At 37.0% G+C, this 20930-nt stretch carries 25 protein-coding genes; 12 read left to right on the plus strand and 13 right to left on the minus strand.

All coding sequences use genetic code 11. The annotated features are described in order from the left end of the window. The first annotated feature begins 70 nt into the window (after positions 1–70). Positions 71–961 carry a PhzF family phenazine biosynthesis isomerase gene (locus ACIQXI_RS02750; RefSeq protein WP_402921438.1) on the plus strand — a complete coding sequence of 297 codons (891 nt, stop codon included), beginning with the start codon at positions 71–73 and terminating at the stop codon, positions 959–961. A 132-nt stretch (positions 962–1093) separates the two neighbouring features. Here the strand turns inward: ACIQXI_RS02750 and ACIQXI_RS02755 are convergent, their stop codons facing one another. From ACIQXI_RS02755 to ACIQXI_RS02770, 4 genes are all read right to left on the minus strand, one after another. After that, the gene (locus tag ACIQXI_RS02755; protein ID WP_402921440.1) at positions 1094–1291 is read right to left on the minus strand and encodes a YwbE family protein; all 198 of its coding nucleotides are present in this window, start codon (positions 1289–1291) and stop codon (positions 1094–1096) included. Between the two features lie 50 nt (positions 1292–1341). Then, entirely contained in the window at positions 1342–1878 is a 537-nt protein-coding gene (locus ACIQXI_RS02760; RefSeq protein ID WP_402921442.1) for a tubby C-terminal domain-like protein, read from the minus strand. A 524-nt stretch (positions 1879–2402) separates the two neighbouring features. After that, positions 2403–3665, minus strand: a complete 1263-nt coding sequence (locus tag ACIQXI_RS02765; RefSeq protein ID WP_402921443.1) for a dicarboxylate/amino acid:cation symporter — start codon at positions 3663–3665, stop codon at positions 2403–2405. 259 nt (positions 3666–3924) lie between these two features. Further along, the gene (locus ACIQXI_RS02770; RefSeq protein WP_402921445.1) at positions 3925–4971 is read right to left on the minus strand and encodes a TRAP transporter substrate-binding protein; all 1047 of its coding nucleotides are present in this window, start codon (positions 4969–4971) and stop codon (positions 3925–3927) included. Between the two features lie 85 nt (positions 4972–5056). Here ACIQXI_RS02770 and ACIQXI_RS02775 point away from each other — a divergent pair, with 85 nt between their 5' ends. Further along, positions 5057–6664, plus strand: coding sequence for an ATP-binding protein (locus ACIQXI_RS02775; RefSeq protein ID WP_483869710.1), 1608 nt, complete (start codon positions 5057–5059; stop codon positions 6662–6664). Positions 6665–6703: 39 nt separating this feature from the next. Further along, positions 6704–7405, plus strand: coding sequence for a response regulator (locus tag ACIQXI_RS02780; RefSeq protein ID WP_402921447.1), 702 nt, complete (start codon positions 6704–6706; stop codon positions 7403–7405). 136 nt (positions 7406–7541) lie between these two features. Here ACIQXI_RS02780 and ACIQXI_RS02785 read toward each other — a convergent pair whose 3' ends face one another. Beyond that, positions 7542–8510 carry a 4-hydroxy-3-methylbut-2-enyl diphosphate reductase gene (locus tag ACIQXI_RS02785; protein WP_402921449.1) on the minus strand — a complete coding sequence of 323 codons (969 nt, stop codon included), beginning with the start codon at positions 8508–8510 and terminating at the stop codon, positions 7542–7544. 69 nt (positions 8511–8579) lie between these two features. Then, on the minus strand, positions 8580–9128 hold the full coding sequence (gene vrrA, locus ACIQXI_RS02790) for a VrrA/YqfQ family protein (RefSeq protein ID WP_402921451.1): 549 nt from the start codon (positions 9126–9128) through the stop codon (positions 8580–8582). Positions 9129–9539: 411 nt separating this feature from the next. On the opposite strand from vrrA, the gene ACIQXI_RS02795 reads away from it, so the two are divergent. The 6 genes from ACIQXI_RS02795 (at position 9540) to ACIQXI_RS02820 (ending at position 14213) form a co-directional block, all read left to right on the plus strand. Further along, complete coding sequence (locus ACIQXI_RS02795) at positions 9540–10841, plus strand: DEAD/DEAH box helicase (RefSeq protein WP_402921453.1); 1302 nt, start codon at positions 9540–9542, stop codon at positions 10839–10841. A gap of 12 nt (positions 10842–10853) precedes the next feature. Beyond that, complete coding sequence (locus ACIQXI_RS02800) at positions 10854–11750, plus strand: deoxyribonuclease IV (protein ID WP_402921455.1); 897 nt, start codon at positions 10854–10856, stop codon at positions 11748–11750. Positions 11751–11940: 190 nt separating this feature from the next. Beyond that, on the plus strand, positions 11941–12729 hold the full coding sequence (locus tag ACIQXI_RS02805) for a lipid II flippase Amj family protein (protein ID WP_402925633.1): 789 nt from the start codon (positions 11941–11943) through the stop codon (positions 12727–12729). Positions 12730–12796: 67 nt separating this feature from the next. Beyond that, positions 12797–13147, plus strand: a complete 351-nt coding sequence (locus ACIQXI_RS02810; RefSeq protein ID WP_402921457.1) for a VOC family protein — start codon at positions 12797–12799, stop codon at positions 13145–13147. A 352-nt stretch (positions 13148–13499) separates the two neighbouring features. Beyond that, positions 13500–14003 carry a DUF6773 family protein gene (locus ACIQXI_RS02815; protein ID WP_402921459.1) on the plus strand — a complete coding sequence of 168 codons (504 nt, stop codon included), beginning with the start codon at positions 13500–13502 and terminating at the stop codon, positions 14001–14003. Positions 14004–14018: 15 nt separating this feature from the next. Then, a complete protein-coding gene (locus ACIQXI_RS02820) occupies positions 14019–14213 on the plus strand; it encodes a helix-turn-helix transcriptional regulator (RefSeq protein WP_402921461.1) in 195 nt (64 codons plus the stop codon). Positions 14214–14278: 65 nt separating this feature from the next. Here the strand turns inward: ACIQXI_RS02820 and ACIQXI_RS02825 are convergent, their stop codons facing one another. From ACIQXI_RS02825 to ACIQXI_RS02855, 7 genes are all read right to left on the minus strand, one after another. Then, positions 14279–14914, minus strand: coding sequence for an ABC transporter ATP-binding protein (locus tag ACIQXI_RS02825; RefSeq protein ID WP_402921463.1), 636 nt, complete (start codon positions 14912–14914; stop codon positions 14279–14281). Between the two features lie 12 nt (positions 14915–14926). Continuing rightward, positions 14927–15625: a hypothetical protein gene (locus tag ACIQXI_RS02830; RefSeq protein ID WP_402921465.1), complete on the minus strand. Its 699-nt coding sequence runs from the start codon at positions 15623–15625 to the stop codon at positions 14927–14929. Continuing rightward, on the minus strand, positions 15622–16359 hold the full coding sequence (locus tag ACIQXI_RS02835; RefSeq protein WP_402921467.1) for a hypothetical protein: 738 nt from the start codon (positions 16357–16359) through the stop codon (positions 15622–15624). The genes ACIQXI_RS02830 and ACIQXI_RS02835 overlap by 4 nt, the downstream gene beginning before the upstream one ends. After that, complete coding sequence (locus ACIQXI_RS02840; protein WP_402921469.1) at positions 16343–17236, minus strand: NADH dehydrogenase FAD-containing subunit; 894 nt, start codon at positions 17234–17236, stop codon at positions 16343–16345. Before ACIQXI_RS02840 ends, ACIQXI_RS02835 begins: the two co-directional genes overlap by 17 nt. Before the next feature lie 111 nt (positions 17237–17347). Continuing rightward, positions 17348–17740: a hypothetical protein gene (locus ACIQXI_RS02845; protein ID WP_402921471.1), complete on the minus strand. Its 393-nt coding sequence runs from the start codon at positions 17738–17740 to the stop codon at positions 17348–17350. A 130-nt stretch (positions 17741–17870) separates the two neighbouring features. Then, positions 17871–18263 (minus strand): hypothetical protein, encoded by a 393-nt coding sequence (locus ACIQXI_RS02850; protein ID WP_402921473.1) that lies wholly within the window; start codon positions 18261–18263, stop codon positions 17871–17873. A gap of 283 nt (positions 18264–18546) precedes the next feature. Further along, positions 18547–18783, minus strand: a complete 237-nt coding sequence (locus ACIQXI_RS02855; protein ID WP_402921475.1) for an endonuclease IV — start codon at positions 18781–18783, stop codon at positions 18547–18549. Between the two features lie 108 nt (positions 18784–18891). Here ACIQXI_RS02855 and ACIQXI_RS02860 point away from each other — a divergent pair, with 108 nt between their 5' ends. From ACIQXI_RS02860 to ACIQXI_RS02870, 3 genes are read left to right on the plus strand one after another with little or no spacing between them, the layout of a single operon-like run. After that, positions 18892–19638 carry a metal ABC transporter ATP-binding protein gene (locus ACIQXI_RS02860; protein WP_402921477.1) on the plus strand — a complete coding sequence of 249 codons (747 nt, stop codon included), beginning with the start codon at positions 18892–18894 and terminating at the stop codon, positions 19636–19638. A 14-nt stretch (positions 19639–19652) separates the two neighbouring features. Next, positions 19653–20516, plus strand: a complete 864-nt coding sequence (locus ACIQXI_RS02865) for a metal ABC transporter permease (RefSeq protein ID WP_402921478.1) — start codon at positions 19653–19655, stop codon at positions 20514–20516. After that, complete coding sequence (locus tag ACIQXI_RS02870; RefSeq protein WP_402921480.1) at positions 20513–20929, plus strand: Fur family transcriptional regulator; 417 nt, start codon at positions 20513–20515, stop codon at positions 20927–20929. Before ACIQXI_RS02865 ends, ACIQXI_RS02870 begins: the two co-directional genes overlap by 4 nt. Position 20930 lies beyond the last annotated feature (1 nt).

Consider the following 20930-nt stretch of genomic DNA (forward strand, 5'->3'; position numbering starts at 1 on the left):
AGCAGTGTAACATCGTTTAATTCATCGGTGAAATCAATGATTCCAATTAAATTACAAAGCGGGGAAGGTTATGAAAACAATAACGATTCAACATTATGATGCGTTTAGTACTGTACCAAATATGGGGAATCCTGCAGGCGTTGTAGTATCAGGTAATCAATATAGCGAAAATGAAATGCAACAGATTGCCAAAAAGGTCGGCTTCAATGAAACTGCTTTTGCTATTGACTCTGATAAAGCAGATATACGTATTCGTTATTTTACCCCGGGGCACGAAGTCGATTTATGTGGACATGCCACAATGGCTACGATTTATGCATTACATAGCCAAGGACTATTAGGCAATAAAACAAGCATAACGATTGAAACGAAAGCGGGGATATTACCCATTCGTTTAGAAGAAAAAGAGGATAAGCTATACATAACAATGCAGCATGCTGCACCACAATTTGAAGATTTCAATGGCTCAAGAGCGGAACTTGCGCAGTCCATTGGCTTAAACGAGGAAGAATTGCATTCAGAATTACCTATTGTCTATGGTAGCACAGGGCTATGGACATTATTAATTCCAGTCCAACATTTAGCCTCTTTTGAAAAAATGAGTCCTCAAACGGCTATATTTCCGTCTATCTTAAAAGAAATGCCAACTGCGTCACTGCATCCATTTTGTTTACAAGCGTTGGATAATACAGCAGATATGCATGCAAGACATTTTTCTTCACCATACTCTGGCACGATTCAAGATATCGTAACAGGAACAGCTTCAGGGGTCATGGGGGCATATTATGCAAAATATATTGACAGTGAAGGGACATACCCTAAAACACTATTAGTGGAACAAGGACAAGAGCTTGGAAAAGATGGCCGAGTACATGTTCATGTGAAGAAAATCGACCATAACCTGGACATCTCCATTACTGGAACCGCTGTCTACGTCAAAGACTTATACGTCCAAATATAAAGTGCCAGGCACTCAAACAATTCTCGCACAATTTAAAACGTGGCATAGAAAAAAGTGTAAGATTCACTAGTGAATCTTACACTTTTTGTCTTTTAGCCCAGGTTCTTTGTCAGCAACCGAAACGCTATACCATTATTTTTGTAAAATATCACACACTCTGCCGACTTGACCATCCGTAAGCCGAACTTTTATCCCATGTGGATGGTGTGAAGAATTAGTTAAAATATCTTTTACAACGCCTCTCGTTTTAACACCTGTCCGCTGATCTTTTTTTAGAATAATGTTAACCTCTAAACCAGCACGTATATCTTTTCGATTTTGACCGTTCATAAGCAACCTCACATTTATATAGAATGATTCAAATTATAGCATAAGCATTGTTAGTTACGTAGTGGAAATAATGTTTGAAAAAGTGATGCAAGTAAAGCAACGAATAAAGGGTCATCTGACTGGAATAGCTTATAGACGATTCCTTCTCGAATAATCCCATTATCTACAAAATGGGCACTCGCAATTTTTTCATCATGACAATATAAATAAGCGGTTGAAGTAAAGTCTTGCTCAAAGCGAAAAATAAGACCATCCATCGTAAAGGAATAAGAAGACTCTATTAATTGCACAGTTTTTCGTTGAATAGGGATCGTACTACCATCAGGCATGATAATCTGATGACTGACACCTTTTGTCAGTAGCGTCGAATGCACTTGAAAAAGTAGTTTCCCTTGTGGTGTCCTTGTTTCATAGCGGTATGGTAGTGATTGTTGGACGGCTACTAGAGCGGCTGCGTTAAGTATTTTTCCGATGTTTGAACGCTGAACTTGTTGAAGAACACAGACAGTTTCATTGTCACTATTGACAATAGGGTATGTAGAAAGTCTTTCAGTTGCTTTTGGATATGTAAGTGTAAATATTGCCATATAATAACCTCCAATCTACTTACTATACGAGTAAGTTCGACAGGAGGTTTCACTATTTTTTGTTGTAAATAGTGCACGTTTTTTGTGCATACAAGAATGAACAATACATGTTAATATAGTTATTTGATACATACTGGAGAGTACAATCCCTCCTGACAATCAGTTAACAGAGAGGAGTTTATTGTGAGAACGGTCAAGCAGGCTTTTTTATGCTCGCTATGCATCCATATAGTCTATGTATTTAGTATTTATGGATGGCCTAATATGAAAATGGGATTCGAAAAAATTAAACGAGGAGGGGAATATATAGCGGAAAGTCATACCGATGTGATGTTTATTTTTATTGGTTCACCCGTTATTATTTTGGGCACCTCTTTTTTAGGAATTGCAATCGTAAGTGGTTTCATAATCCTTTTGTTGAAGAAACTGAGGCTGGTACGTTTTAAGCGATTAAACTAGAAAATAGCACAGTTCTATTGCAATAGCGAAACCTCCAAGCTAATAGTTTGGAGGTTTCGTTATTTTTAGTTGTGCATCATTTTACCTGCTAGTGCACGTTTTTCTTGTTCAGGATCAAATTCTTTTTCCATTTTTGATACGACTACTGTCGCTACACCATTACCAATTAAGTTCGTAACTGCACGAGCTTCTGACATGAAGCGATCGACACCAATTAACAGGGCAATCCCTTCTACAGGAATCATCGGGAATGCAGCTAGTGTGGCAGCAAGTGTAATAAAGCCAGAACCTGTTACACCAGCAGCTCCTTTCGAAGTTAACATTAAAATAGCAAGTAATGTAAGTTGATGCCAAATATCTAAATCGACCCCATACGCTTGTGCGATAAAAATAGCCGCCATTGACAGGTAGATGGAAGTGCCGTCTAAGTTAAAGGAATAACCTGTCGGAATGACAAGACCGACAACTTGTTTCGAACAGCCGTAATTTTCTAATTTACGCATCATTGAAGGGAGCGCAGATTCAGAAGAAGATGTACCGATAACAATAAAAATTTCATCTTTTATATACTTAATAAACTTAAAAATACTAAAGCCAAAGTAACGTGTAATTAAACCAATAATAACAACGATAAAGATAAACATTGTAATATATACAGACAACATTAAGAAACCTAAGTTCCCGAGTGACTTAATACCGAAGTTCCCAATTGTGTAACTCATGGCACCAAACGCACCAATCGGGGAAATTTTCATCACCATATTAACAATTTTAAAGAAAATATCTGCTACTTGCTCAAAAAATTTGATAACAGGTTTAGCGGGTTCACCGATTGAAGCTGCCGCTAAACCAAATAATACAGCAGAAAATAAAACAGGTAATAATTCGCCATTGGCAAGAGCACCGACAACATTATCTGGGATAATTTGCATAATGAATGCGCCAATCCCGTGCTCAGCAGCTGCAGCTTGCTCTGTATATTGTGTGACATCCGCCGCATTAGCAGCGTCTGTATTAAAACCTTTACCAGGCTGAATAATATTAACAATTAATAAACCAATCGCAAGTGCAAACGTAGAAACAATTTCAAAATAAATTAATGCCTTCCCACCAATTTTGCCAACCTTCTTGACATCACCCATGCTACCAATGCCAATCACGACAGTTAAGAAAATAATAGGTGCAATTAACATTTTAATTAATTTAATAAAAATATCTGCTAATATTTTTAAGCTAGCCCCGAACTCTGGAAATGCAGCACCGACAATAATCCCAAGTAAAATGGCAATGAGCACTTGCACCGTTAAGTTTTTAAAATTTATACGCATAATACTTCCCCCTAAAAAAATGTGAACTATGTGAACGCTTTCATGTGAACATCATAGCGGAAATTTTCCGACAATCGTTTTTATGACCGTAAAGTTTCTATTGTTCATTTTGTTCATTTTCCTTTAGGGGTGCTAAGAAGTTAGTGATACCAATGCTTTAAGGCTGTTTTATAGTAGATTTGAAAAACGTCAAACTATTATAATACAAAGAAAAAAATCCTCACAAAAAGTGAGGACTTAGTTTAAATGACCAAAAGTGTTAAGGAGAGATAATCTTCTGGATTTCAGCTAATATGTGTGGCTGTTTAACGTTAGTACGGTAGTAGTCATAAACAGGAGCAAATTGTTCTTGCCAGCGTTGACGTTCGTTATCAGTCATTGTATATATGTCAAAATCACTTTGTTGTTGCAGTTTCCGTAAATCCTCTGCGTTTATTAGCACAGCTTGTTTAAATTGCCATTCAGTTGTTTCTTGCATCGCCTCCATCAGTTGCTGTTGAACTTTTGGTGGTAGCTGTTGCCAAAACTTTTCATTCATTAAAACCGAATAACCTAAAATGCCATGGTTGGTTACGGTCATGTTTTTTTGTACTTTATAAAAACCTTTTGAATAAATATTTGAGGCTGTATTTTCTTGTGCATCGATTGCATGTGATTCTAAGTCTGTAAATACTTCGCTAAAGGATATCGGTACTGGTGTGGCACCGACTATGCTGAACTGCCTTTCAAGCGTTTTACTTGGCATTGTCCGTATGCGCAATCCTTGCAAATCTTCAAATGTATAAATGGGATGCTCAGCAGTTAATTGCTTAAAACCGTTGTGCCAAAAGCCAAGGCCCCGTACATTAAAAGGCTTAAGCTCATCAAGTAACTGTTCACCGATTGGTCCTGTTAACACCTCATGAACTTCATCATCTGTATGAAAAAGATAGGGGAGGTCAAGTACTTGCCAATCTGGTACATAGGCAGTCATTTTAGAAAAAGTTGGGATAATCATCTCCACTTTGCCATCTTGTAAAGCTTTAAATTCATTTTCATCGTTATATAGCGATGCATTTGGATAGACATGCACTTTGACTTTGCCCTTTGTTTTTTCCTCGACAAGTTCGGCAAATTTAATCGCAGCTTGCCCTTTCGGCGTATTCTCCGCTACAACGTGGCTCAAATGAATGGTGATTTGTGTGTCGAGTCCTGATTGCTCATCGTCATAGGGGAGTGTTTTCGAAAATAATATTCCTTGCTGTATACTAAATATAATGGTTAAAATCAAAACGGTTGCGGCCGTACCGATAATAAATTTTTTCATATAATACACCCAATTAATTCGTATTTACATATGTTTTTGTTATTCTAACATAAGAAGTAAGCTAAAATATAGTAAGAGGGAGGCAATGATCTTGAAATTTCATAAATTATCGATGAAGGGCAAAATCATGTCTCTTACTTTTTTTATCCTTATGCTGTCATTTAGTATTGGTGGAACATTTTTGCTTGGATTTGTTATGAATGAGCAAAAAGCAAAGCTGGCAGAACAGGCGTCACTTGTTGCAAAAACAGTGTCACAATTACCCGAATTAAAATCTGCGATTGTCAATCGTGATTTTGCCGAAGCAACCCAACATATTAATCCGGTTGTTGAAGAAATTCGTGATATAAATGGAGCACAATATATTGTTGTCCTCGATATGAAGCGGCGTAAGTATTCTCACCCCAATGCACAAGAAATCGGCACTATTTCACAATCAGGTGACCTTAACGCTGCATTTTCTGAGCATTATTATACGTCGATTGCCCATGGTGAACATGGAGATATGGTGCGTGCTTTCGTACCCATTATGAGTGATGGTGGCAGTCAAATTGGTGTTGTTATCGTAGGCTATAGTGTTTTAACGGTTAGCGAGCTGCTTATGTCTATACAAAAAGAACTTATCATTACGGTCGTCTTGTCATTGTTATTTAGTGCATGGGGTGCTCACACATTAGGGCGTCATATGAAAAAGCAAATGTTTGGGTTAGAACCACACGAAATTGCGAAAATGTATGTGGAGCGTACAGAAACGTTTAACGCCATGCATGAAGGAATCATTGCCATTGATAATGACTTAACGATTACGATTTTTAATGAAAAGGCTTGTGACATACTAGGCGTAACAGAACGACCGTCGGCTTTAATCGGCAAGAAAATTTACGAGGTGTTACCAGATACACGTTTACCCGAGATTTTAGCACTTGATCGACCTATTTATAATCGTGAACTGTATATTAATGACCATAGTATTATGAGCAATCGTATTCCAATACAGGTCAATGGCGAGACGGTTGGTGCGGTAGCAATGTTTAAAGATCGAACAGAAGTGAAAAAACTAGCGGAGGAATTAACCGGCGTAAAGGCATTTGTCCAAGCATTACGCGTGCAGACACATGAGCATAAGAATAAGTTGCATACCATCGCGGGTCTTTTACAACTTGGGCATCATGACCAAGCACTGTCCTACTTAACGCAAGTAAAAGAAGAGCATGATGAAATTACGAATTTTTTAAATGAGCGCATTAAAAATGAAAATATTTCTGGTTTATTGCTTAGTAAAATTGCGCATGCAAAAGAACTTGGTATTACATTAGAAATAGATCGAGCAAGTCGGCTGACGACATTCCCAAAAAATTTAGACCATCATGATTTTGTGATTTTATTTGGCAATTTAATCGAAAATGCTTTCGATGCATTAAAAGATAGCCTTGCTGACGAAAAGATTGTGCATATTTCTGTAGATGAAGATGAAGATGTCTTAGCGATATTAGTAACAGATAACGGCATTGGCATGTCCGAAGCTGTACAGGCGCATATTTTTGATAATGGCTTTTCAACAAAAGAAAAAAAAGGTCGAGGTATTGGACTATATTTAATTAAGGAAATAGTACATAAAGGACAGGGTGAAATGGAAGTAAATAGTGAACCGAATAAAGGGACAAGCTTTTTATTAACATTTTATCATTCTTAGTGTGCAGTTGGAGTATTTGAGTGTATGGAGGGCGTGACAGTGACGCAAATAAATGTGTTATTAATAGAGGATGATCCGATGGTGCGAGAGGTTAACCGCCAATTTATCGAAAAAGTTACTGGCTTTGCGGTAATTGGTCAAGCCTCAAATGGCGTGGATGGGCTAAACAAAATTCGCACGCTTCAACCAGATTTAGTATTTATGGATATTTTTATGCCCGAACAAGATGGGATTACAAGTTTGCGGAAAATTCGTGAACTGAACATAGCTGTCGATGTGATTACCGTAACTGCAGCCAATGATATGGATACTGTAAAACAAGTATTACATCTTGGTGTTTTTGATTATATTATGAAGCCCTTTTCATTTGAGCGAGTGCAAGGAACACTTGAAAATTACAAACGTTTTAAGCAACAAATGCAAACGGATCGGGGATTAACACAAGGTGAGCTCGATCAGTTATTCCATTATCATAATGACGATGCGAAGACGGAGCAAGTGAGTGAAGGAAAGTCTGAAAAAAGTTTACCGAAAGGCTTTAATCGAGCGACACTAGAGAAAGTAGTGCACTACTTACAATCGGTAGATGGGGCATCAGCAGAAGATGTCGCCAGTGGCGTGGGAATAGCACGCGTCACTGCAAGGAGATATTTAGATTATTTGGAAAAGCAACATGAAATTACGATGGATGTCCATTACGGTGGCATTGGTCGACCTATTAATTATTATTTTAGTAAATAATACACAACGAACAGCAAGCTAGCGAGAGTTACAGATATTGTACGTCAGCTGAATATACGATCACAGCAAAAAAAAGTGTTAGATTGATGAGTAGTCAATCTAACACTTTTTGTCTTTTGTCAAACGACATCAGTCGTTAGTAGGGCATAATTTTTTCGACAGGCTTAGGCGTTTTAATTTTAGGTAAAATTTTATCAAGTGTAACTGTGCGCTGGATTGTATGTGTTGTTTCGTCATTTTCATCAAATTGTTCAAGGAAAGTAATAACCTCTTTGACAATAGGAGTTGGCGTTGAGGCACCTGCAGTGACTGCGACGGTCTTAATGCCCTTTAACCACTCAACTTTCAGCTCCGAAACGTCTGCAATACGATATGATGGTGTACCTGCAATTTCTACAGAAACTTGTGTTAGACGGTTGGAGTTATTCGATTTTGGATCGCCCACAACAATTAATAAATCTGCTTCTCCAGCTTGCTTCGCAACAGCTTCTTGACGCACTTGTGTCGCTAAACATATTTCTTTATGAACTTCAATATGTGGAAACTTTTCTTTTAAACTATCCATTAAATGTGCAACGTCCCATTGACTCATCGTTGTTTGGTTCGTTACAAGCAATTTATCATTCGTTAAGTTTAACGCATCGATATCCGATGAAGATTGTACTAAATGCACATGGTCGGGAGCAACACCAATCGCTCCTTCCGGCTCTGGATGCCCCTTCTTACCGATATAAATAATATCATAACCTTCAGCTGATTTTTCACGAATTAAATCGTGAGTAACTGTTACGTCAGGACATGTAGCATCAATGGATACTAGGCCTTTGCGTTTCGCAATTTCACGAATTTCAGGTGAAACACCATGCGCCGTGAAAATAACAGTGCCAGTTTCAACCTGTTCAATAATTTCTAAGCGATTATCACCGTCTAGTGTAATGATACCATCCTCTTCAAAGGCATCTGTAACATGTTTATTGTGCACAATCATCCCTAAAATGTAGATAGGTCTTGGTAATGTTTTATCGAGTGCGGCGTTACGTGCAATGACCATCGCATCAACAACACCGTAGCAATAGCCACGTGGATTAATTTTTAATACTTGCATGGTTGTGACTCCTTTCAAGCTTACCTACCTACATTATAACGGACAGCCCCCCCGAATACAAAGAAACCTTCACTCCATCGGTGGCTGGAAAATACGGGGCTTGGATGGAATAGGTTGTTTTGGGGTAGTCGATGCACTTTGTTGTGATCCTCGTCTACCTTTAGTTGAGCCTGCTACTTTATTTGCAGCAGCCTCACTTGCAGCAGCGGCAGTACCAGCCGCAGCACCAGCTGCCGCACCGGCTGCAGGGAGTCCAGAAAACCCTTTATACAGTTTTAAAAGTGAAGGAATATTTTTTACCATCGGCATTGCTTGTTGTATATAAGGGGTATACGTTTTGGCAGAATTAAATAAACTATTTGCCTGCTGTAAAAATGAACCAATCTTTGAAGGTTCCTGTACAGGTGGTGTTGGCATTTGCCCTCCCAGTGCCCCCCTCATTCCACCGGGCATTTGAAAATTACCTGGAATTCGTGGTTGAGGAAAGCCTCCAGGCGGATAAAAGGATTGCGGTGGCATTTGTTGAGGTGTTGGCATCCGCATTTGCATGGGCATTTGCGCAGGCATTTGCATGCCACCGGGATACATAGGGAATTGATAAGGTGGTCTAAATACCATAATGATCTCCTTTCATTGTATGCTTTTCATTGATGACATACCTGATTATAGATATGATATGCAGACGCTTTGGTTAGCGTTCGACAAAGACATCGTTTTAAGTCACGGAAAGTCATGTATTAGATTAGGAGGCATGTCAGCTATTCTGATTTTATATGTGCACTATCTTTGGATAAAATAAGTTAAAAAAATACATATAACATACGAAAAGGCTATTAAATCTTTTTGCATTATTCACACTTTACATTTTTCATTGCATAAAACGCATAATTAAAGTAAGTTTGTTAAGGGTTAGCGTTGCAACGATGATAAAAACAAGAGAATATTGTAAATGCTTATGTTAATAGTAAGGAAACATACCTAAAAAGCCGAATCATGGTACAATGGGAAAGATGTAAGGAGGAACGAATTATGTCAAAATATACTGATTATAATTTTCAGCCATTTTTGCAGGACGCAATTGCAAAATTAGGCTTCACAGAACCAACACCAATACAAAAGGAAATCATTCCGCTCATCCTAAAAGGGAAAAGTGCGATTGGTCAAGCACATACAGGGACAGGCAAAACACATAGTTTCCTTATTCCAATCGTGCAACGTATTCAAGTTGACAAGCAAGAGGTACAAGCTGTTATTACTTCGCCAACACGAGAGCTTGCGCAACAAATTTTTGATGCGTTAAATCAATTAATAGAAGGAACAGACATTCAAGCGAAATTATTTATTGGGGGTACGGACAAACAACGCTCCATTGATAAGTTAAAAACGCAACCACAAATCGTTGTTGGGACACCAGGACGTATTCGTGATCTAGTTTCAGCTCAAGCGTTATTTGTGCATACCGCACCAATGTTAGTTGTCGACGAAGCGGACTTAGCGTTCGATATGGGCTTTATTGAAGAGATTGATGGCTTTGCTTCTCAAATGCCAGAAAAGCTTGAAATGTTCGTGTTCTCTGCCACAATTCCAGAACGTCTACAGCCTTTCTTAAAAAAATATATGGAAGCACCTGTACACGTGCATATGAACGATAAACGTCCAGTGGCGGAAGGAATTGACTTTGTCCTTGTACCAGTTCGTTCGAAATCACGAAACAGACGTTTACTAGATGTTATTGAAGGCATTAATCCGTTTTTAGCAGTTATTTTTACGAATACACGTAAAACAGCAGAGCAAGTTGCTGGCTATTTAAACGAGCAAGGGATTCGCTGTGGTCAAATTCATGGTGATTTAACGCCGCGTGATCGTAAAAAAATGATGAAGCAAATACGAGATTTAGAATATCAATACATTGTGGCAACAGACCTTGCTGCGCGCGGTATCGATATTCAAGGAATTTCACATGTTATTAACTATGAAATTCCAGAAGACCTAGAATTCTTTATTCACCGTGTTGGACGAACAGCACGTGCTGGCAATAAAGGAACGGCTATAACATTATTTGAACCTTCAGATGAGGACGCATTAGCACGCGTTGAGAAGATGGGTATTCCATTTGTCCAAAAGGATGTTAAAGATGGTGAGTGGTCTGAACTAAAAGAACGTCATGCACGTAAAAACCGCGTAAAGCATGAAAATGAGATTGATGCGAAAGCAAAATCGTTAGTGCGTAAGCCGAAAAAAGTAAAACCAGGCTACAAACGTAATATGAAATGGGAAATGGAAAAAATTAAAAAACGCGAACGTCGCATAAAAGCACGCGGCAAAAAATAAGGAGGCGTAACGATGTTACTTGGCTCACACGTTTCAATGAGCGGCAAAGAAATGCTGCTCGGCTCTAGTAAAGAAGCTCTTTCTTATGGTGCGAATACCTTTATGATCTATACGGGTGCTCCACAAAATACGCGTCGAAAACCTATTGCAGATCTTAATATTATGAATGGGTTACTCCACATGAAAGAGCATGGCATGACAAATATTGTTGTCCATGCCCCTTACATTATTAATATTGCAAACACTGAAAAACCGGAAACTTTCCGTCTCGGTGTAGATTTCTTACAATCAGAAATTGAACGCACGGCAGCATTAGAAGCAACCCAAATTGTTTTGCATCCGGGTGCCCATGTAGGCGCAGGAGCAGATGCTGGTATTGCGAAAATTATTGAAGGTTTAAATGAAGTGCTTTCACAAGACTATCCCGTGCAAATTGCATTAGAAACAATGGCCGGGAAGGGGACGGAATGTGGCCGTTCTTTTGAGGAACTTGCAAAAATTATTGACGGTGTAACACATAATGAACGACTTTCAGTATGCTTTGATACATGCCATACGCATGATGCAGGCTACAATATTGTCGAAGATTTCGATGGTGTGTTAAACGAGTTCGATAAGCTAATCGGTGTGGATCGCATTAAAGTCCTTCATATTAATGATTCTAAAAACGTTCGTGGCGCAGGGAAAGACCGCCATGAAAATATCGGTTTTGGTCATATCGGATTTGATGCGTTAAAATATGTCGTTCATCATCCTCAATTAATGGATGTGCCGAAGATTTTGGAAACACCATTTGTTGCGTTAAATAGTGATGCGAAATCAAAAACAGCACCATATAAATATGAAATTGACATGCTACGTAGTGGTGAATTTAAGCCTGAACTTATCGATGCCCTTCGAGGTGAGTAAAAGAAGCGTAGTCAAATGCAAAGAAATTTGTGTTTGGCTACGTTTTTTTTGATATTGTGGTTTAATGGCTATAATTCACGCGTATTTGAAGTTTTTTCGGAACTAATTTAGTATTCAAACGTCTAAATGTGAAATAAATGGAAAGTAAGAGTAGGTATTGAGAGTGGAAATTATAACAGGAAAATTAATGATGATAGCTTTATTTATTCTCATCATTCATTCTATTGAAACGCTTGCGTATGCTGTGCGTTTATCAGGCGCAAGGGTGAGGTTACTAGCTTCGGCTTTATCACTTTTTAATATAATGGTCATGGTTTCAAGGCTAGCGAATATGATGCAACAACCGTTTACAGGGAGTTTAGTGGATGCAGCACCTGCTGATAATGCGTTAGCGTTTGTAGAAAATCAGTATCGCGTTATTATTGGAGCGGCATCCGTAGGGACACTATTGGGCATATTATTATTGCCGACGTTCGTAGCCATCTTTTCGCGAGGCATAATCCATTTGGCTGAGGAAAGAGGTTCAATTCCAGCTTTATTGAAAAAAGGTTTGACGTTTGACTATGTAAGACGTGGGATTAAACATATTCATAAACCCAGCTTTACTTATTTAAAGGGCATGGGATTACGAGATATTCCAGTCAAATTATTTGTCATAAATATTTTAATTACTGCGATTTATACGATTGGTGTTTTATCAGCCTTATATGCAGCTTTACTAGTACCTGATTTAAGTTCTACTGCTGCTATGGCCTCTGGATTAATCAATGGTATGGCGACCATTCTGTTAATTATTTTTATTGACCCTAAAATATCAATACTTGCGGATGATGTCATCAATAAGCGAGGAAGCTATATAGATTTAAAAAAAGCATCTGTTATGATGATAACATCAAGATTTTTAGGAACCATTTTGGCGCAAGTGTTATTTATACCTGGAGCACATTATGTTGCTTGGTTTGCAAAGCTTATTAATTAATTGCTAGAAGGAAATCGCATTATAACGAGCATTTAAATCAATAAAGAATGATAGAAAGGTGGCTTTTATGAATATAAAGGGCTTTGGCGGAATTTTTTGGAGAACTAAAAGTATAGAGGACATAAAAAAATGGTACAGTGAAGTGCTCAATATGGATATTAACGAATGGAATGGTACCATTATTACGCCACAACAAGGCAGTGAAACGATTTTTTCACTCTTTTCTCAAGAAGACGGCTATTTTCCACAAGAACAACAAGTGATGCTAAACTTTCAAGTAGAAAATATTGAGGACAGTATGAAGCATTTAGAAAAAATGGGTGTTCCACTTGTCAAGGAAAAAGAAGTGAGTGACTTTGGCAAATTTATTTGGATTGAAGATCCAGAGGGCAGAAGAATAGAGCTTTGGGAGAAGTAATCGAAAATAAAAAAACAGAGAAACATTTATTTGGGTTCTCTGCTCTACTCAAGACCAATAACTAGCATGATTTTTTTATGTGAAGTGAGCTCAATGTTTAAAATAAATAGATTTGATTCGGAACCAATCAGTCATTACTATGAAAGATTAAAAGTTGGTTTGTTAAAGGAGAATAACTTTGAAAAACCACAATGAAAAAGGCACATTTTCCACGAGAAAATGTGCCTTTTCATATCTTTACAGCATCTCAATTTGCATTTTGTAAATTATAAATAACATAATGCAATTTATATGTTGCAAAAAGAAATGTCACTACATATAATAAAAGTAATAAAACGAATGGAGGCAAATTATGGCTGCGAGACAGAAGAAGCAAGTGGATGAACGTGTGAAAAATTTACAAAATAAAATATACAAAGAAGTTTATGTATTGATTATGATTGTCTGTTCGCTATCTATCCTTATAAAATTCTTTCAATTAGGGGTGTCCTTGGACAACGTATTAACAGAATGGTTGATTATCTTTGTATCATCAGCTTATTATTATGTGAGAACGGCTTATCTTGGCATATTGACAGATGAAATAGAGGTTCATGATAGTAACAGTAAAGTAAAATTAAGTACGAAAAATATTATTTATGGCATAGTGATTGGCTTATTATTTGCAATTATTTTCGGTCTTAACAGTGCATTCAACTATGCTGACAGCACACAACAAGCAATCGAATATTTCTTCGTTGTATTTTTAGTATCGCTCATGATCTATGTGCCTCTTTTTGTAGGGGTTATGGCCTTAACTTATAAGGCTGCCAAAAAGAAAAGTGACCAAGTCGTACAAAAAAATTTAGAAGATTAACAAGTGGTGAAAAGCATGAAAAACATCCGATTAAAAATGGCTCGCATAGAACATGATCTGTCACAAGAAGATTTAGCGCAAAAAGTAGGGGTTACTCGACAAACAATTGGTTTAATTGAAGTGGGGAAATATAATCCGACGTTAAATTTATGTATTGCGATTTGTAAAACGCTAAATAAAACATTAGATGACTTGTTTTGGGAAGAGTAATTGAATGAAAACCTCCATTTTGAACATTGTCAACGTGGAGGTTTTGTACGTGTGTTAAAGATGGCTCAAGGGGAATCTATTAACACACCTTCACGTAACCTATACACTTGATCACATAATGATTCAATATCAATTTTATTATGAGATGTTAATAAAATAGTGGCACCTCGCTGTTTTTCAGCGTTAATAATGTTATAAACATTTTGGACAGAATCTTCGTCCAAAGCATTCATTGGCTCATCTAGTAAAATTAATTCTGGACTTTCCATAATACTTTGAGCGATTGCTAATTTTTGCTTCATGCCAAGAGAGTATGCTTTAACAGGCCGTTTATCTTCGGGATCTAAACCTACTTTTGATAGCGCAGCTTTTATATCCTGGTCTGTAATTTGCTTACGTATCGATGCTAAAAAACTTAAGTTGGAAAACCCTGAATAATGCTCTAAAAATCCAGGTTTTTCAAGGATAACACTTGCACTTTTAGGAAACGAAATATCTTGATGTAACACATCCCCGAATAATTTTACAGTTCCGACAGTCGGTTTGACTAAACCACAAATCACGCGAAATAGCATCGATTTCCCCGACCCGTTATGACCGACAAAGCCATAAATTTTCCCACGCTCTAGCTGGAAATTAATATTTTGTAGCACCGTGCGTTTTTTTATTACTTTGGAAACGTTTAATACTTCAATGGACATAGCACGACCTCCCTATAAGTAATCATTTTTTAAGCCGATTCGAACAATAATTAAACTCATAACACAAATAAACAGCCCTTCCATCATTAAAATGACAGCGGACATGTTTGCCTCAAAATTTCCCATTAGCCCATAATAGAAGGGAATATAAGGGGCTGATTGCTTTATACCTGCAAAAAATAGAACAATCAGTAGCACAGACGCAATTTTACCTGACAGCAATAATTCGATTATTTTCCATAGCAATGCATGACAGTACATATTGATACATAGCATTAATGCCTGTAGCACAATCAAAATATCAAATTGTAGCGTCACTTGAGCTTTTAAAAAAAGCAAAAAGCTCATGATATAAGTGATTGCGACATAGCATGCAGTGAATATAAGTAGGATTAGCAGCCGATTAAGCCAAAACCAGCTTTTTGTCGGATAGCGTAATAGCATGTTGTATGAAAAAGAAGTGGAGCGAGGCTTCCAAATAATTTGAATTAAAAGCACATAACCAAACCATAGCAAAGTCCAGTACATCCAAGTAAGTTCCTCCACTTGTCCCAAAAGGGCAGTAAATGCTTGGCGCAATGTCATGCCATCAAAAAGTGATGTCATATGGAGTAGCAATAAAGTAGTTAACAATGGATAGGCAATACAAATACAACTAATTTTTAGGACATCTTCTCGCAGTAGTTTCCACTCTAACGAAAATGTTGTCATGAATCATCATCTCGCACGTAAAAGTCTAGTTTATTGACTAAATAATAAATGGCGTTGATTAGCAATACCATAACGGCAATTAATATCAAGAATGTACTAATAGGTGACGTAAATTCACTTATATTAAAGGCGATATACACAAAGTGCTTTATATATCGATCCAGCATGCCAAGAATCATAACTATAATCGCACTAATGAAGTTATTTTTGAAAAGTTGTTGGAACACGATATAAAGCAACCCGAAAATAGCCGTGACACAATAAAACATATAGATAAAGTAAAGCAATGAACCGTGTTCTTTAGGCTCAGGTACATATAATAATAGGGCACTGTAATTTGTGATATAAGGTGAAAAAAGCCACTTCGCTAGCGATGTGCTAAACATACTACTTCCGAAAACAATCACTGTAAAAAAGGCAGTCACCATCAAAACGAAGCAAACTTTATACGTGGCAATTTGTTGTCGGTGTCGATACCTTCTTAGCAATTGCCATTCATTGTCTTTAGATGAAAAGGGAGCTAAAAGTATTAAAAAAATTGGTATATAAAAATATTCATACTGAGAGGCTACTATAAAGTCTTTTACCGTATGCCATCTTGTTGCCGCTGACATAATTGGGAGTACTGCAAGCAACTGTAGTGTTACCATAAAACATGCGACAACCCAAAACAGTATTTTTTTAAAGCGAATATCCTGCAGGCAATAGGTCAAGTATTTATAAAACATCTTCATATTTCCTCATCCCAATGACGTAAATGATAAATGTAAGAGAAATTTGTAAAACATATTCGATAACCATAATGGAAATGGAGTTGTCTCCATGTATACCTTCCGGAGCTAAAAAGTAAAATGGAGCCCATTTTGGGTTATTGGCTGCTAAAAACCAAAGGCTAGTATAAATAATTTGCGGCATAAAAATTAATAAGTAATAATTTTTAATAAACATAGATAGTGCTAGTCCCATACAAACATACGCACTAGCAAACAATCCTCCGATAATATAAAATACAGCAACATATGCATATGGAGAAATGCTTAGTAAATCCGAAAAAAGAGGTTGAATATCGCCTTTAAAAACACTTATAGCATTATCTGGTATTGCCAAAGTCCCTTCTACAAACCCTTTATAAATATTGGCATAGGCTGTATAGTCCCAATGATTCGTAAATAGATTAACAAGCACTACACCTAGATATAGAGGCAGTACGAACATAAAAAAGGCAGTTAGAAAAGTAGTAGCAAACTTTGCAGTGTAATATTTTTGTCTATCCATGCGCATAAAAATAAAATGTTGATAGCCGCTTTTTCTTTCACGATAAATTGAATCCACGAGTGCAATTGAAATCAACAATGGAAAAAGAAAATAATACAAATCAGATGGAAAATTATTGGTGAAACCAAGCCATTGTTTATGCGGAGATACGAAATTGAGCACATCATCAACAATAGGTTTTTCATATCGTTGATTAAAAAGTCTCTCTGTTAATAAATATTCTTCATTATGTTCTTTAACGCCTAGCCATACAGCAATGACAACAAGCAATACTAAGGCACAAATACTAAGATAGAAGTTTTTATTATTAAATAGCTTTTTATATTCAAGTAGCATTGAAATCCTCCTATTCAAAGAAAAGGGCCGTCCAGGATAGACAACCCTATCAATAATGCTGATAAAAGAATCACTATCAATGTTGTTATATTATAAATTTTGCATGTTATATTATCGTGTGTCTGGATAAAAACTTCCTGAAATACTTACTTCAATAAGGGCAAATCTTGAATTTTCTGCTACAAGAGTTACATTGCCGCCAACAGCACTTTGATCTACTGTGAAGAGCCGTGTATCATTATCCGTTACTCTTGTAGTTGTTGGAGATACTTTTGCTCCTTTAGCATCCACAATCCACATATTTGCAGTGTAATTTTTATCAACTATAGCGTTTTCTACTTTTGATTGACTATTATTGTCTTTTGTTCCGGTTGCTAAACTAATATCACCTGAAAATCTCGGCAGTTCCTTCGCATAGGTGATAGCATTCGTCCCTGCACTTGCTATACCTGAACTAACCAATAAACCTAAAGCACAAGCTGATGTTGCTAGTATTTTCTTCATGAAAATCCAACTCCTTCATTGTATTTTGCTTAAAATAAACTGAAAGCAACACAACAACATTGCAACAAAAAGATTATCTTTACGGAAATTCGATATGACAACCGTCTATATATACTTAAATTCATTTATTTTATTTTGTATCTGGATAAAATCTCCCGGAAATTTCCACACTTACACGTGTTATTTTATCATTTTCTGCTACAAGAGTTACATTGCCGCCGACTGCACTATCATCTACTGTAAAGAAACGTGTATCGTTATCAGTCACATCTTTAGCAGTATTAGAAACCTTTTTTCTCTTAGCATCCACAATCCACATAGTTGCCTCGTAATTTTGACCAACTATAGAGTTTTCAACTTTTGAGTCACTGTTATTGTCTTTTGTTCCCGTCGCTAAATATATGTTCCTTTTAAACCCAGGCAGTTCCTTCGCATAGGTGATAGCATCAGTCCCTGCACTTGCCACCCCGGCACTAACCAATAATCCTAAAGCACAAACTGTTGTTGCTAGTCTTTTCTTCATGTCAATCCAACTCCTTCTTTGTATTTTGATGAGAATAAACCAAAAGCAACAAAACAACTAAGCAACAAAAAACATAGAGAAAGAAGAGTTTCGATCTCTAATTATCAATTATTATAAAATTCCAAAATTTTAAATTTCAATAATTTATTTTAAAAGTTCAAAAAAAATTAAATATATAGGTAGATTTTGGGGGATACTTGTCAATGTAAGGATAAAAGGTAACAATTTTATCTAATATATAAAAAAGCCCTAAAGTCAACTACTGACTTTAGGGCTTCCTATATTATTTAGTAAAAAGTGTAATAAGCTGGCGAGAGCGTTTTCGTCCGAGTACAGCTTCGACTTCACTTAAAACATCTTTTGGAATACCTAAAAAGAGCCAAGAAAAAGAAAATTGCTCGAGGTAAGGGCGAAGTTTTTTTACCTCAGAAGTGCTAATTTCAAAGCCTTCGGCACGGGCAATGGCAACAACTTCTTTATCACTACTTTGAGATAATTGCTGTAAAAATTGAATACTCACAACCAATCCCTCCTTTTAAGTTTTGTTTTCTTTACAAATAGTAAACTTTCATTTATACTTACAACTTGTAAATCGTAATGATTTTGAATTAGAAAGAAGCGATCATGCATGAAACAAGCATTAATTGACATTGAGAATGTGTCATTTCAATATGACTATACACAAGTATTGAAAAATATTTCCTTTCGTGTGGAAGAAGGAGATTTTTTAGCGCTCCTAGGTCCTAACGGCTCAGGGAAATCAACGTTACTGAAAATTATTTTAGGGTTATTAAAACCGATGTCTGGTGACATTAAGCTGTTTGGAGAGCCAAGTGCAACGTTTAAGCATCGTGAATGGATAGGCTACGTTTCTCAAAAATCCAATGCCTTTAATTCCGGTTTTCCTGCAACTGTACAAGAAGTAGTCATCAGTGGATTAACCAAAAAATTAGGCCTTTTTCATCGACCTACGAAGGATGCTAAAAGCAAAGTATATGATGCATTAAAGGCAGTAGGAATGGACGCCTTTATGAATCGAAATATTGGCGAGCTGTCTGGTGGACAACAACAGCGAGTGTTTATTGCACGTGCTTTAGTTAGCGAGCCGAAATTGCTAATTCTAGATGAACCAACAGTCGGCATCGATCACGAGAATGTGCAGTCCTTTTATGATATGCTGGCGAATTTGAATAGGGAACAGGGAATTACGATGATTCTTGTTACACATGATGTTGATACGGTATCAAACCGCATTAGCCACGTTGCTTGCCTCAACCAAACGATTCATTTCCATGGCTACAAAGACGAATTTGACTCTATTTCTCAGGATGCGCTGGACGCTTGGTACGGCCATTCCGTGAGAAAGATTCACTAGAAGGAGAAGGCACAATGATTGAAGCAATTTTTCACTATGAGTTTTTACAAAATGCCTTTTTCTCTGGCTTATTAATTGGCATCATCGCACCATTACTAGGTGTTTTTATCGTCGTTCGCAGGCTTTCATTAATAGCAGATGCATTATCGCATGTGACACTTGCAGGTATTGCTGGTAGTTTATATGTAAGTCAATCTTTTGCTGCATTGGCAATGCTTAACCCAATATACCTTGGTATTTTGGCATCTGTTAGTGGCTCTATTCTTATTGAACGTTTACGTCGGCTTTATAAGCACTATGAAGAGCTTGCCATCCCGATTATTATGTCCGGGGGAATTGGCATTAGCGCGATTTTTATTTCACTAGCAAGTGGCTTTAGCACGGATTTAATGAGTTATTTATTTGGCTCAGTATCGGCTGTTTCGAGACAAGATTTATGGGTGGTTGTTGGTATCGCAATCGTCGTGATTGTCTTTTTGTTTTTCTTCTTTAAGGAATTATTTGTGTTATCTTTTGACGAAGAATATGCGAAAGCAAGTGGATTACCAGCACGTTGGGTTCATCTGTTATTTATGATTGTAACAGCGCTTGTGATTGCAGCAAGTATGCGTATCGTAGGTATTTTACTTGTTTCATCATTAATGACATTGCCGGTTGCAGCAGCAATGCGTCTGGCAAAAGGCTTTAAGCAAACGATCATCTATGCGATTGTTTTTGGAGAAGTCGCTGTATTAATTGGCTTAGTCAGTGCATTTTATTTAGATCTAGCACCAGGTGGAACCATTGTCGTGACATCCATACTTATCCTATTACTGGTCATCATAGGCAAGAAAACGATGTTAAAACTATCAGCAAAACAAGGGGAGGCAGCACAGTGAATATTTCAAGAGCGTGGGAAATTTTAAAAGAAAACGGCTATAAAAAAACAGATAAACGTGAGTTAATTTTAAATATGTTTGCGGAAACGGATAAATATTTAACCGCTCGAGATTTATTAGATGTGCTGAAAAAAGATTTTCCCGGTATGAGCTTCGATACGATTTATCGTAATCTTTCAACGTTCGTTAAACTTGGTATATTAGAAGAAACGGAGCTATCTAGTGAACGGAATTTTCGCATGCATTGTGAGTCTGAGCATCATCACCATCATTTCATTTGTATGGATTGTGGTAATGTGAAAGAGTTGAATCTTTGTCCGATGGAAATGCTTGGCGAAAAGCTTCCTGATTACGAAATCGAAAATCATAAATTTGAAATATACGGTAAATGTCCTGAATGTAAACAAATGTAAA

It is taken from the genome of Lysinibacillus sp. NPDC097195 (assembly GCF_044762075.1).
Classification (GTDB): Bacteria; Bacillota; Bacilli; order Bacillales_A; family Planococcaceae; genus Lysinibacillus.

Coding starts and splice junctions, on each gene's coding strand:
- ACIQXI_RS02810 (WP_402921457.1), top strand. CDS start 12,797: ATGAATATAAAGGGCTTTGGCGGAATTTTTTGGAGAACTAAAAGTATA.
- ACIQXI_RS02825 (WP_402921463.1), bottom strand. CDS start 14,914: ATGTCCATTGAAGTATTAAACGTTTCCAAAGTAATAAAAAAACGCACG.
- ACIQXI_RS02850 (WP_402921473.1), bottom strand. CDS start 18,263: ATGAAGAAAAGACTAGCAACAACAGTTTGTGCTTTAGGATTATTGGTT.
- ACIQXI_RS02770 (WP_402921445.1), bottom strand. CDS start 4,971: ATGAAAAAATTTATTATCGGTACGGCCGCAACCGTTTTGATTTTAACC.
- ACIQXI_RS02835 (WP_402921467.1), bottom strand. CDS start 16,359: ATGAAGATGTTTTATAAATACTTGACCTATTGCCTGCAGGATATTCGC.
- ACIQXI_RS02795 (WP_402921453.1), top strand. CDS start 9,540: ATGTCAAAATATACTGATTATAATTTTCAGCCATTTTTGCAGGACGCA.
- ACIQXI_RS02865 (WP_402921478.1), top strand. CDS start 19,653: ATGATTGAAGCAATTTTTCACTATGAGTTTTTACAAAATGCCTTTTTC.
- ACIQXI_RS02750 (WP_402921438.1), top strand. CDS start 71: ATGAAAACAATAACGATTCAACATTATGATGCGTTTAGTACTGTACCA.
- ACIQXI_RS02840 (WP_402921469.1), bottom strand. CDS start 17,236: ATGCTACTTGAATATAAAAAGCTATTTAATAATAAAAACTTCTATCTT.
- ACIQXI_RS02830 (WP_402921465.1), bottom strand. CDS start 15,625: ATGACAACATTTTCGTTAGAGTGGAAACTACTGCGAGAAGATGTCCTA.
- ACIQXI_RS02800 (WP_402921455.1), top strand. CDS start 10,854: ATGTTACTTGGCTCACACGTTTCAATGAGCGGCAAAGAAATGCTGCTC.
- ACIQXI_RS02820 (WP_402921461.1), top strand. CDS start 14,019: ATGAAAAACATCCGATTAAAAATGGCTCGCATAGAACATGATCTGTCA.
- ACIQXI_RS02775 (WP_483869710.1), top strand. CDS start 5,057: ATGATCTTGAAATTTCATAAATTATCGATGAAGGGCAAAATCATGTCT.
- ACIQXI_RS02760 (WP_402921442.1), bottom strand. CDS start 1,878: ATGGCAATATTTACACTTACATATCCAAAAGCAACTGAAAGACTTTCT.
- ACIQXI_RS02755 (WP_402921440.1), bottom strand. CDS start 1,291: ATGAACGGTCAAAATCGAAAAGATATACGTGCTGGTTTAGAGGTTAAC.
- vrrA (WP_402921451.1), bottom strand. CDS start 9,128: ATGGTATTTAGACCACCTTATCAATTCCCTATGTATCCCGGTGGCATG.
- ACIQXI_RS02805 (WP_402925633.1), top strand. CDS start 11,941: ATGATAGCTTTATTTATTCTCATCATTCATTCTATTGAAACGCTTGCG.
- ACIQXI_RS02815 (WP_402921459.1), top strand. CDS start 13,500: ATGGCTGCGAGACAGAAGAAGCAAGTGGATGAACGTGTGAAAAATTTA.
- ACIQXI_RS02765 (WP_402921443.1), bottom strand. CDS start 3,665: ATGCGTATAAATTTTAAAAACTTAACGGTGCAAGTGCTCATTGCCATT.
- ACIQXI_RS02845 (WP_402921471.1), bottom strand. CDS start 17,740: ATGAAGAAAATACTAGCAACATCAGCTTGTGCTTTAGGTTTATTGGTT.
- ACIQXI_RS02860 (WP_402921477.1), top strand. CDS start 18,892: ATGAAACAAGCATTAATTGACATTGAGAATGTGTCATTTCAATATGAC.
- ACIQXI_RS02785 (WP_402921449.1), bottom strand. CDS start 8,510: ATGCAAGTATTAAAAATTAATCCACGTGGCTATTGCTACGGTGTTGTT.